Origin of the sequence: Prevotella sp. S7 MS 2, assembly GCF_000762865.1 — a bacterium.
GTDB lineage: Bacteria > Bacteroidota > Bacteroidia > Bacteroidales > Bacteroidaceae > Prevotella.
On sequence record NZ_JRPT01000058.1, the window covers coordinates 17,332 to 29,856 of the forward strand.

At 46.0% G+C, this 12,525-nt stretch carries 10 protein-coding genes and 1 tRNA gene; 1 reads left to right on the top strand and 10 read right to left on the bottom strand.

Annotation, left to right across the window (positions count from 1 at the left end; translation table 11 throughout):
• Positions 1-6: 6 nt before the first annotated feature.
• The 10 genes from HMPREF0671_RS09460 to HMPREF0671_RS12080 all read right to left on the bottom strand — a co-directional run bounded on the left by HMPREF0671_RS09460 (position 7) and on the right by HMPREF0671_RS12080 (position 12,243).
• Entirely contained in the window at positions 7-1,740 is a 1,734-nt protein-coding gene (locus HMPREF0671_RS09460; RefSeq protein ID WP_036899909.1) for an ABC transporter ATP-binding protein, read from the bottom strand.
• Positions 1,737-3,524, bottom strand: coding sequence for an ABC transporter ATP-binding protein (locus HMPREF0671_RS09465; protein WP_036899911.1), 1,788 nt, complete (start codon positions 3,522-3,524; stop codon positions 1,737-1,739). Before HMPREF0671_RS09465 ends, HMPREF0671_RS09460 begins: the two co-directional genes overlap by 4 nt.
• 27 nt (positions 3,525-3,551) lie before the next feature.
• Complete coding sequence (locus HMPREF0671_RS09470) at positions 3,552-4,166, bottom strand: TetR/AcrR family transcriptional regulator (protein ID WP_036899913.1); 615 nt, start codon at positions 4,164-4,166, stop codon at positions 3,552-3,554.
• 286 nt (positions 4,167-4,452) lie between these two features.
• Positions 4,453-5,898, bottom strand: coding sequence for a PepSY domain-containing protein (locus HMPREF0671_RS09475; protein ID WP_036899930.1), 1,446 nt, complete (start codon positions 5,896-5,898; stop codon positions 4,453-4,455).
• A 14-nt stretch (positions 5,899-5,912) separates the two neighbouring features.
• Entirely contained in the window at positions 5,913-6,788 is an 876-nt protein-coding gene (locus tag HMPREF0671_RS09480; RefSeq protein WP_036899915.1) for a hypothetical protein, read from the bottom strand.
• A 7-nt stretch (positions 6,789-6,795) separates the two neighbouring features.
• Positions 6,796-7,494, bottom strand: coding sequence for an HmuY family protein (locus HMPREF0671_RS09485; protein WP_036899917.1), 699 nt, complete (start codon positions 7,492-7,494; stop codon positions 6,796-6,798).
• The gene (locus HMPREF0671_RS09490; RefSeq protein ID WP_036899919.1) at positions 7,491-9,842 is read right to left on the bottom strand and encodes a TonB-dependent receptor; all 2,352 of its coding nucleotides are present in this window, start codon (positions 9,840-9,842) and stop codon (positions 7,491-7,493) included. The genes HMPREF0671_RS09485 and HMPREF0671_RS09490 overlap by 4 nt, the downstream gene beginning before the upstream one ends.
• A gap of 90 nt (positions 9,843-9,932) precedes the next feature.
• Positions 9,933-10,556 (bottom strand): DUF4903 domain-containing protein, encoded by a 624-nt coding sequence (locus HMPREF0671_RS09495; protein WP_036899921.1) that lies wholly within the window; start codon positions 10,554-10,556, stop codon positions 9,933-9,935.
• 15 nt (positions 10,557-10,571) lie between these two features.
• Positions 10,572-11,960, bottom strand: coding sequence for a leucine-rich repeat domain-containing protein (locus HMPREF0671_RS09500; RefSeq protein WP_036899923.1), 1,389 nt, complete (start codon positions 11,958-11,960; stop codon positions 10,572-10,574).
• Between the two features lie 100 nt (positions 11,961-12,060).
• Entirely contained in the window at positions 12,061-12,243 is a 183-nt protein-coding gene (locus tag HMPREF0671_RS12080; protein ID WP_156431030.1) for a hypothetical protein, read from the bottom strand.
• 204 nt (positions 12,244-12,447) lie between these two features.
• Between HMPREF0671_RS12080 and HMPREF0671_RS09505 the strand changes: the two genes are divergently transcribed.
• A tRNA-Gln gene (locus HMPREF0671_RS09505) sits at positions 12,448-12,518 on the top strand.
• Positions 12,519-12,525: the final 7 nt, after the last annotated feature.

Below are 12,525 nucleotides of genomic sequence, written 5' to 3' on the forward strand. Positions count from 1 at the left end.
TTGTTTTTATTTTGATGATTTGTTTTCCTGTTGCAGTCTCACCATCCGGGCAAACTCTCCACCTTTTGCCATCAGTTCATCGGGTGTACCCTGCTCTACGACTGTTCCGCCCGAGAGTACTATGATGTGGTCGGCACCCAATACGGTGCGCATGCGGTGCGCAATGATAATGACGGTCTTGTTGCGCACCAGTTCGGAGATACCAGCCTGAATCTTTGTCTCGTTCTCGGCATCAAGGCTGGCGGTTGCTTCATCTAAGAGTATCACAGGAGCATCTTTTAAGAGTGCACGGGCTATGGAGATACGCTGCCGCTCCCCACCCGAAAGGGTTTCTCCATTTTCGCCAATCACCGTGTCGTAGCCTTGTGGCATACGATTGATGAAGTCATCGCACTGTGCCAATCGCGCCACATGCCTTACTTCCTCATCGGTGGCATCGCGTTTTCCTATGCGTATATTGTCGGCAACGGAGGCATTGAAGAGCATCACGTCTTGGAACACGACGGCATAGTTTTTGAGCAACGTCTCTGGTTCTATGTCAGAGATGTCGTGTCCGCCCAGTGTTATCTTACCGCTATTGATGTCCCAAAAACGTGCAGCGAGCTTGGCTGCGGTGCTTTTTCCTCCTCCAGATGATCCAACGAGTGCGGTTATCTCGCCTTGTCGGGCAGTGAATGAAACATTGTGAAGCACCTGCTTATCTGTTTCGTAGGAAAAGCTGACGTTGTGGAACTCAATGTCATAATTTGAAACTTCCACCTCGGTGTCGCCCGTCTGTATGGGCATTGCCTCCATCTCTTTCATTCGCTTGATGCGTACATCGAGAAAAGTAAGAACGGCAAGGTGATTGCATACTTCAAGAATAGGATTATAGACCATTGCCGAAACAAGGAGGAACGCCAAATAGACGAACACCGACACGTCGCCACGCTGAAGCATCCATGCGCCTACAACGATGACGGTAGGCATACCCAATTTAAGCAATACAGCGGAGATGTTGACAAACGCACCTGTCAAGAGTTCACCGGCAACAAGTTCTTTTTCTAATGTTTTTAATCGCTGGTCAAACCGCTGATTGTATTCGTCCTCGCCATTGTACGATTTGATTTCCTGCACACACTCCAGTCCTTCCTGTATCTGTTCGCTCACTCCTCGTTTGATGTGGTAGACATGTGTAAAAGCCTTGTCCATTCGATTTCGTGAAACCAACAGCACTACCAAAGCAAATGGCACTACCCAAAACACAGCGATGGCTAATCGCCAGTCGTAACAGAACATTCCCGCTGCGATAATGACAATGCTCACCACGGAAGCAAATAGTTGGGGAATGGCGTGCGAGAACGTTGTTTCCAATAGTGTGCAGTCTTCCATAATAGTGGCAGTGAGGTCGGAGAGATTGCGCTCACCAAAGAAGGCGAGAGGCAAGCGGCGCAGTTTCTCGGCTAAAGAGATACGGCGTTGCGCACTCTCATTATATACGGTGGTATAGGTGCTGTCGTATTGCCGACGCATCACGACGAGCATCACGACCATTAACCCTGCTGCCATGAGGAGATAAAACCACAACGTATGAGGGGCATTCCTTGGCATATTATCGAGATACTCCATCAGGAAGAAAAACAAATAAGTGGGTGGCAGCATTAGCACAAGGTTGAGCAGTGTCGAAAAGATGATGCCTTGCCGCAAGTCTTTTGCTCCTTTTTCCGTAAGAGCGAAACGGTTTTGAAAATATTTTATCATGACTTTATGACTTTATGACTTTTAATAGATGATAGTTTCCACGAAACGGATTGTTGATATTCATTCCACATACGGTGGTAATACTTTTCCTCACTCAATAGTTCCTCGTGCGTTCCCTGTTCGACTATCTTGCCGTTGTCCACAACTACGATGCTGTCGGCATCCTGAACAGTGGTAAGTCTATGGGCTATCATCAGCACGGTCTTTCCTTGGGTGAGATGTGCCAGTGCCTTACGGATAAGCTGTTCGTTTTCGGGGTCGGCAAAGGCGGTCGCTTCATCGAGCACTATGATAGGAGCATCTTTCAGAATGGCACGGGCAAGAACAATCCGCTGCTGCTCACCTCCCGAAAGATAAGTACCTTCGGCACCGATAACGGTATCTAATCCCTGTGGCAGCCGGTCGATAATCTCGCGACTTTGTGAGAGGTCGATGGCACGGTTGATCTGTTCAGTCGTTGCATCAGGATTGCCGTAACGTAGGTTTTCGATGAGCGAAGTCTTGAATAGACGGGTGTTTTGGAAGACGAACGACACGTTGCGCATCAGTTCGTCCTTGCGCATATCCCTCACGTCTATGCCTCCTATGGTAACGCTGCCATGACGTACGTCCCAAAAGCGGGGTATCAGTCTTGCTATGGTGGTCTTTCCGCTGCCCGAGGCTCCTACAAGTGCCACCGTCTTTCCTTCGGGAATGGTAAGGTTGATATGACTCACTGCATCTTTCTCCGCTCCCTCATATCGGAACGAAACATCGTTGAAACGAATGTCGTACGCTTCTGCCCGTTTTGGCTCGTCGTGCTGCGAGAGCGGTGCAATATCAGTGAGCTGCTCTAATCGTTCCACAGCCTCATTTGCCATGAATAGATCCTGACTGAGATACATAGCTTTCATCACGTTGGAAGCGATGAGCGGTGCAATCACCACATAAAGTATCACGTTGGCAATAATTGTGCTTGTATCTCCACCGAGTCCTATCAGGATAATAGCAGTAGGAACGAGGATGAAGGCAAAGGCATTGATAGCCAGTATATAAAATGACATTGGCGTGCGCCACACAAGCGTACACTTGATGACAAGGTCGCGGTAGCTGATAATGCTATCGTAGAAGCGTTTGAACGAGAAGACCGTTTGTTGGAACACCTTGACCACGGGAATACCTCTGACATATTCCACTGCCTCTGCCCCCATCTTCTCCTGCGCATCAAGGTAGAGCCTTTGAAACTGGTTGTTCTTCGGGTTCATCATATATCCCATAATGCCTATCGCGCCAATGAGAGGTATCATTGCAGCCGCACCCAACTGCCAATCCACAGCGAATAACAGTACGATAACACCTATCGGAGCAACGACACAACTCGCCACATCGGGTAGCAGGTGTGCCACAAAAGTATGGGTCTGTCCCGAATCCTCATCAATGATTTTGCGCATACGCCCCGTGTTTTGTTCATCGAGATAGCCCAATGGTGCACGCATTAGCCGTTGCATCGCTTTGCGCCTCATGTTGGTTTCGATACGGAATGCTGCAAGATGAGAGAGCATCAGTGCCAAAAAGTAGAGCAACACGTTTGCCACCGATATGACAAAAGCCCATAGGGCATAGTCTATAAGAGGGGTGTTTGAGAGATTGCCCTTGGCGATAAGTAGTGTGCGCACCACGAGCCACAAAAGAATGAATGGGACAAGCGACAGCAGTCCGTTGACTGCCGACAGTGCTACGGAGCATGGCAGCAAGTATTTGCGCCCTCCCATGTAAGCTCCTAAACGTTTGAGAGTTTTCATCATATATTATCGTCTTTTAATAATTAGTCTTTATGGTTTCATTAATGCTTTCCAACCTGCCATGCTAAAGTCCATGTACTGCTCCAAGGCAACTTTGATATCCTCGTCGCTGTAATCTTCGTGTTCTACAATCTCGCAGAAAACGGTTATCCATGTAGAGCAAGTGATGTGAACCAAGAATGGCGAAATGTTGGCGTTGAGATGTGGATAGCGTTCTTTCATCAGTCGCAGGTATTCCATACCCACCTTCATCTGTCTGTCCACCATCTTGTCTTTATATCCTTGTAGCGACGTACCCTCCGAGTTGAATAGGAGTAGTCGAAGCTCCGGACGAAAGTCTTTGATAATGGCAAGCATGGCAAAGATGTAATCTATTTGGTGTTGCCGCATGTTGAACACGTCTATCGACAGGAACTTTTCGTCATTGTGCGACAGGATGTGTTTGTTCAATGCCTTGGTGAGAGGACGCAGCACCTCGCAAAACAGTTCGTCCTTGCTGCTGAAGTAATTGTATAGGTTTCCTACAGCGACACCTGACTTGCGAGCCACTGTGCGGATGGAGGTGCAGCGTACACCATGTGCGATAAATTCTGCACGAGCGGTAGCGATGATGCGCTGCCGAATGTCATCTTTCAGAGTTTGCATGATGAGGGTAAAGGGTTAATAGTGAACGATGTTCTATTTTGTTCATAAAAAAAACGCACCGTCCAAGTAAAGAACGGTGCGCCTCGTGTATCGCAGTGTAGGGCATTTGCCCTCGATGACATTTCAATTTATACATACTTATCAATATTTACGATGCAAAGATACGAAGAGAGAAACGGAATGGCAATACTGCAAAATAGGTATTTTATGGTTTCATCAACTCCTTCCACCCTGCCATGCCGTATGTCACATACTGTTGATAAAAATTATAATATGAAATGTAAACTCAATGAGGGTATCTTCTATATATCTTCCAGCCACTCCAAAGACACCATAAGCAAGCCACGCCCATGAGGAAGATGTAAAAAAGAGAAGCCATGCCCAAAAAGGTAAAGATTCGCCCTGTGTGCACTTCTATGCAAACGTTGCGTAATGACATGGGTAGCATTGTCATGCTGTCAGGCATGCGAAGAGATGAAGTACCCTTCTTGTAATCCACCGCCATGTCCTTATCGTCCAAGTCTGATGAAAATCCTGCAATGGCATGACTTCCAAAAGGATTTCCACTCACAGACTGCACCTTTTGATGCGTGAAATAGTCGGTAACGGACTGATGCGCTCTATCCCATACATACATGCCACTGAACGAACCTACCAGCCATGTGTTCTGATGAGTGTGTTGCTCGACATTGATGCCCATGACACTCACTGGAGGTTGCACTTTTTCTTTCTCTGGTGTGGCGGTCAAATTCCGAAGAGAATAGAAACCGTCCGATGTACACAACAGCCAGTCGGCTTTATCCTTATCATACCGCAGCGAGCGCAGACAACCATTCCATGGGTTGTCGCTGTCCATGGAAGAAAAAGGTATGGGCGGTATTTTGCCAGAGGCTATGGCTATGAGCGCAGGCGGACGTAGCATCCAGCCTGTAATGGTCAGCAGCAACAGAAAGAACATCGCACCTCGTCCCAACTTGTCGTGCCATGTTATCAGCCTTCGCTTCGTACGTGTTCCCAACAATGAACGGGAACGAGGCGCAAAGGAATAATATATGCCTGATAGGGAGAGAAACAAGAGGATTAGTCCCACGGCATCGACAAAGAGCTTGCCAGCCATACCAAACAGTCCGCCTCCATGAAGAAGCCATATCGTTCGGAAGAGCGAAACCTTCCCTTTGTCATTGTCTGTTTTCTTCAAGGTGATTTTTTGGAAGTCGTGGTAAGGAAAGCGAGACAGATAAACGTAAGACCGACCCGTGATGATGAGCGAGTCGCCCTTCTGCGTAATATCGCTCAACTTTTCGTGCTTACCCTGAAGAATATTAACTTGTTCCCATACGCCATGGTTGTTCAACCGATACAAATGACGTTGACTCATGGCGTATAAACAGCCATTGGGCATGACCGTCATTCCTCGAATGTTTCTCAGGTCGGCACCCTTGGGCAACCCGCGGTTAAAGTCGGTTATCGTGTCCACATCCTTCTCTTTCGCCCAAATGCCAGCGTTGCCGTATATCAACACCTTGTTTCTCCATTTCTGCGTACCACGAAACAATCCTTGGTTCCACTGGCTATATCGATATTCTGAGGGTAACAGTGTCCTGCTGATATCGATACCTTGAAACAACTTGGCATGATTGAGTACTATTCCCGAGAGACAAAAGAGTATGACAAATGGAGCTAAGACTATTCCCAGCCATTTATGGTGTCGTTTCCATGTTGTTTTCTTCATCCCGATTCCTTTCATCATTGCTCTGCTCTCTTTCGTTGTTTGCCTTTGAACCAAAGATAAACACCCAACAAAATAAAAGCCATGAGGATGACAAGCATTTGCCATGCGTATTTCTCAGGCTCTACCCAAAACTCCTTAAAGAAGTTGATGCGCCCAAGTATCTCAACAGGAGTCCAAAACACGATGACCGTAGCGATTGCCATGCGGATGTTTGCACCCCATGAGGCAAGACGCAGTTGGCGACGCAGCATAAAGAACGAGCCTATGAGGCATCCCACTCCTACGAGGAACGTAACGGGATGGTGGTCGCCGAGGAAGCGTTTGTCGTAACAGAACATCAGCAGCAGGTACAGTCCCCACAGCATCATGTTCAATTCCATGAACGTGACGATGCTCGTGTGGCGTGTCATGGGTTGCACCACCACAACCTTGCGTTTGCTTCGGAAACATACCTTTTGTATCCATGTAATCAGGTCGCAACCATTCTTGGTGCTGAAGATGTACATCGTCATCACCATCATCCACAAGCCAAACGAGGCAGGCATGATAAGGTATTCGGGCTTCGTCACCACCACGCCATTCTCTATCTCTGGCGGTACGCCATAGCGTCTGGCATAATACAGGAAGAGGAACTCCACCCAACCCGTCCAGAAAAGCAGTCCACCGAAAAGTCCCCACAGCGTCTGTCGGGTATCGCCCTTCACAAACACGCCGACGATTACCATGACGAGGCCTGCCAAGCCCATCATAAAACCAGCAACGTGCATGGCTCCTTCGTTCATGAACTTCTCCATCAATATCATCAGCGCATGACCCAAGGGCATGGCGAAAAGCACCAATAAAAATGAGGCGATGGTACGCCAGATATATAGATTGTTGTTTGTTCTCATTTTTTTCTTATTTCAGTTCATCACAATAATAACTTATTTGTCCGCCCGTATCACCTATTTCAACATCGGCTTTGTACCAACTGATAATCTGTAGTTTGAAATATCGCTGTCCATCGGCAGTGCGCACCACGTAGGTGTGAAACGAGGGAGTATAGACAGGCGGTGGACCAGTAAAAGTCATCGCTTTTGCCAATATGGGATTAGCGTTGGTTTGTGTCGATGCAGGACCGCGATTGGGGTCGAACCAAGGATTCTGTTCAAAGTCGAGTTTATTGGCGATGAGATACTTGTTCCAGTCGTTTTGCGACATGGTGATATATACCGAATGGTCGTCCACCGCCCATTGTAAATTGGTTGGCAATTGCGCCACCGTTTTCCAAGTGTCGTAACCGCCGTATCCTAAGTCGGCGGCTCCACCTTTTCCATTGCCCGATGTTCCGCTATTCGTTCGCATACGGTAGCCGCAAAAGGCAATGTCCCAGTCGGTACGCTCCCGCTGTTCGCCCTCTTTAATGTCGCCATTGGGCTTGTCAAGGTTGAATATTTTTCCTGTGCGCAAATTGATGTACAGCCAATCATTGGTAACGCCGGTGGTGTATCCCGTAACTCTTGGCAGGGTTTTGCCCGTAAACTCCTCCGCATCGTAACTCACGCACGAGGACAATGCTGTCGTTAAAGCGAAAAGTATGAATATGTATTTTCTCATTTCTTTCTTTTTAATGATTTTACGATGTCATCAACAAGAAACTCCACTTGCACATATCCCTTTGCACCGCTGGTGGCAGGAACATTGAACATAGTGATGCCCGATCCCAAGGTGTGGGGCACATAGTTGAAGATGTTATCTACTCCGAGCGTAACTTTCACTTTGTTATAGAATGTCTGCACCACTGCCAAGTTACAGAGTGCATAGGTAGGCAGCGTACAGCGGAAATAGGCATCGTAGCTCTTATGATGTTCTTCCACCCACACACGATCTTGCACATCAAAGTTTTTCTCGCCCATGAGCGATGCACTGAAGATGGTTTTCAAGCGGTAGTTAGGCTTGTTATATACATAGTCGATGCTTGCCGTGGCAGCGTGTGGCGATGTGGTGTTCACCTGTATGCCGTTTTGCTTGCTTACGTTTACATAGCTGTATGTTCCATTCAGGGTAAACCGGTCGAGGAAGTGCCATTTCAGGATAGCCTCAATGCCCAGCATACGCTGACTGCTGAGGTTGGTGTATTCAAAGTTATACTGCATATCATAGATGTGCCATACTCCCTCAATCTTCTTTCTGAAAAAGTTTCCATAGGTGTTTACGTTGATGAAGAATCCGTTATGACTATACTCGGCACCCAGCGAAAAGTAATGATTCTTCTCGGGCTTCAAGTCTTCGCTACCCCTGATTTGAAACATCCCTAAATGGTCCCAATTGAAAAAAAGCTCCTTGATGCTCGGTGCCCGGTAACCCATGGAGTAGTTGGCACGTATCGCCCAGTGGTCATCGGGAGAGTATTTTACCGCAATTTTGGGCATCCACATAAATCCGAAAGCTTTTGAAAAGTTGGTTCGCACACCTGTGGAGAGCATCCAATGGGCATTTGCCGTCCATTCGTCTTGTACGAAGTACTCCGTCTCGTGCAGGGCGCGCGTGGTCATTTTCCGATTCACGAATCGGTCGCTGGTAAGCTCGTCCGAGGTATGCTCCACGCCCAGTATCATACTGTGTCCGCTGAAATAGTTACTGGTCAGCGTGAGGCGTGGCTCGAATATCTTGCTCTTATAAACCTTTTTGCGTTCATCGATACGCTCGTGCCGTTTGAAGCGGTCGTAGAAATCATTGTGAATGCTCAGGTTTACGCTAAACCAGTCTTTTACATTGTATTTCGCCTTAACGCCTGCCATGAAGTCGCGACTCTGCGAGAAGGTCATGTCTTGTATCAAGTCGTATGAGTTCATGAAGAACATCGAACCATACACCTGTACCGACAGGTTTCTGTTGGGCTCGTAATAGAACTTCTGCGCTGCTGAGATATGCTCCGTTCCCTCAATGCCCATTGGCGAACGTGCCGCCACACTGGTGAGCGTGATGTCATGAGGCAGAAAGGGGTTTGCCTCCTTTGTGTAAGTCTTGCTGTCGTTCTCCGCCTGATACATATAAAAGGCATCGCTCTCGCTATACCATACGTCGGTTTGTGAGGTGAAAGCCTTGTGCTTCACTCCAGCAGAGAGCCACGCCTGCAAGTTAGGACGGTCGCTGTTCTTCTCAAACATATATAGAAAATCTTTTGGAGACGGTGTCTTGTAGTTGCGCTCGTTCATCTGTGCCCAGCGCATACCTGCCTGAATATCCAATGGTTTGGTCGCTTTTTTAGAAATAAGATTGATGACCGCACCCGAAGCACGACTACCATACAGAGTACTGCTGGCACCCTTTACAATCTCCACACGGTCGATGGCGTGCAGGTTAAAGCGTTCGTAGTCGAGGTTGCCTGCCATATCGCCCGTCATTCGTTCACCGTCTTGCAGAAAGAGAACGTGGCGCGCATCCAGTCCCTGCATTGAGATTTCGTTGCCGAAACCCACTTTCTGAATGTTGAGTCCTGGTGTCTCTTGTTGCAGGGCATGTTGTAGGTCGCTGTACCCTGCATCAACGAGTGCCTTTCCGCCCAATACCTGTGTGGTGACGGGCGACAGTTTCACGGGGCGCTCTGTTCGTGAACCTGTTACAACGACATCGTTCAGGTGCAGCACGTCTTCGCGCATAACAATCTTTATGTTGTTTTCCTGTGACGGCACACTTCCTTTTACGGGGACGAAGCCCGTTGCATGGACATTATAGTATAGTTCCTTTCCCTTTTCTATACTTAATATCACCTTGCCATCAATGTCGGTAATGGTATTCTTAACATCCAACATCTCTTTGCTCGTGGCATATTGCACAGTAGCCCCTACCAAAGGTTGCTGCGTATCTTTTTCAAGTATGGTTATCCTTACCCTGCGCTGTGCCTGTGCGCTTATCGCCAAAAGCAGGCAAAGGAGTAAGAATAAGAATCCTTTCTTCTGCATCGTTTCTTTTTATTTTTGAAAAAGGAAGTGAAAGCACTCACAGCCCCTCACTTCCTTTATTGCCATATTTGTAACGTATTACAATCCGTGTTACTTCTTATAGGCTGCCAATTCCTTCTCGTATTGGGCAAACTCGGCTTCGTAATTGTTGATACGGTTCTTGTCGATAGTCTGCAAGAAACACTCGGAACGCACGTTCATCATGTTATAGTCTACAATGAATTCTATTTCATGAGTTTTCACATTCAGATAGCCTTCTACACCTGCGCCACTTCCTTGCTGTACTCCAGAATCATCTTTAGGATTTCCCGTAACGCTACCGTCCTTACCCTTAAACTTTATCCAGCCATCCCCTTTATATGTGTCTTTTTCCCAAGAGTTGAGTTGCATAAACTTACATTTGCATGAGAAATACACAATCAATGGCATCTTGCCTACGGTAAAGCCATCGAGCCTCAGACGAAGACTGTCCTTCTCCCAACTGAAATTAAATTTAGTAGGACATCCTTGGGGCAGGAGGGTCTTATCGACCGTGTTCATTGTCGCTTTTGTGGAAAGGACAATATCTCCTGACAAAATATCTTTTGCCTCTTTTAGGTATTCCAGAGCGGGGGCTTTTTGTTCCAAATTGTCATCACTGTTACAGGAAGATAAACCCAATGAGAACACTGCCAAGAGGCAAAGGATACACTTTACTGTTATGAAATGTTTCATCTTTTTTATGTCTTGTTAATTTAGTGATGACCATTGAACTCCATCTATGAATAACCCACCACTGGACAAGACCTTGAGATACTTCTTGATAAAGTCTTTTGTTTCCTGTCTGTCAAACACGTCTTGCGTACACGCAAAAGAGGTTTTTTTCTCGTAGGTATGAAATTCCGTCAATTCTGGATAGGTAACACGACAATTCGCAGATAAACCGCCAAGTTCCAAATCAGATATCATCTTAAATTTGGACAAATCTACCTGCTCTAGACTCTTCATATTCGAAAATGTTATTATATAAGATCGCAACCCGCTTTTTTCTGGTAAAGCTATCTTTTTCAAATCTGGGCAGTCTACAAAAACAAGTGAGGAACCATCGGGACCATTCTGTTCCAGCTCAATCGCTCTCTGACCAAACAGGGTACTATGACTTAAATCTATTTCGCTAATACCGCTAACCTTTACCCATTGGAAACCTGTCATGTTTGTAGCATCCTCAAAATTGATGCCTTCAGAGGCATCCACGTCTGTCAATGACAAGGTCCTGAGACCGCTACAGGGTCTCAGATACGGGAGTTTCGCTTTGTTTGTCAGGTTTACAGTAAGAAGTTTGCCATCCCAATAAGGATTGTTCACAATATATTGTACCCCTTCCAGTGTTTCAGCAGTGGCAACTCCATTCCACTTATTAAATACACACTTATTCGACCTATCTTTATTGCTTAACCGCTTGCTGATGTCAATATGAATACCGTCTTCATCAAAGATGCTGGAAAAGTATTTTTTGAAATTAGCCCTTATATTCTCATCAGGTATCTCGCGAATGGTATTGTATTTCTGCAAGTCGCCTTTTGCTGTTTCCATCTTCACGTCTATACTGCCAGACTCAATCTCAGCCTTCTTCTCTCGATAGAAACGCACAAGGTCTTTGATATTAAACTTTGCCGTCTGTGGCAAGTACAATTTCGTGATTTTGTGCAGCTGTGTTACGGTTTCATCACCATTCTCTTCCGTTTTTACATTCACCAGTCCTTCAAAGTCATAAATGTCGTTGCCTGTCAAATCTACACCAGTAATTTGTGCTGGCAGCTGGGCGAAGTCGAAAACAGGTCCATACCCGTTATTGGAGAGTTTTACGTCTTTCAGGTTGGGCAGAATGTCAAGTCCGCTGAGATCTTTGAGTTTGGTTCCGCTTAAATCCAATGCGGTGGTTTTCTCCGCCAAGTCGTTGAGTTCCAACTTGCCGTCTTTGTCAAACTGATAGCCTTTCTGCTTCAGTATGTTCATCAACTCCGTGTTCTTTAGGGCGTTCGCGCTGTACTTAACTACATCGTCGTCACTGCTACATGAGGCAAGTCCCATCACAAGGAATACCAACACTGGTAATGTTAAATTCTTTACTATTTTCATTTTCGATAATAAATTAATTGTTTTGAGTTGCAAAGGTAGGCGTCTTGTTTGGATTTCACAATACCTATTTTTTATGATTTTATTTTTGTTTTTGCAATCCTTATTTATTAGGATTTTGCTGTTTGTGAGAATTTTTATCTGTTTTACTTTTGGTAAGGCTCAAACGGTATCGCAGCGATACGAGGGCATAACTATGTATCTGCGGTCGGAAACTCTCGTGATAACCATATTCTGTAACAATAGGGTAAGGTCTGTCTAATTTGATAATCGAACTTGTCATCATATTATATATTATATATTTTGTATTCTTTATTCTTTGCTTACTTCTCTTCTGTTTCCACAGTTTTTTTGATATTCGTATAATGGACTCCTGAAGGATTACCTCTAAAATACCAGCGTTGCAACCTGTTATCACACGAAATCACAAAAAAGTCAACTAAAAAATTGGTAGTAACACAAAAAACTACTACCTTTGCATCCGCTTAATTGTCCTATGGTGTAATGGTAGCACAACAGGTTTTGGTTCTGTTTGTGGTGGTTCGAATCCGCCTAGGACAACAGAAAA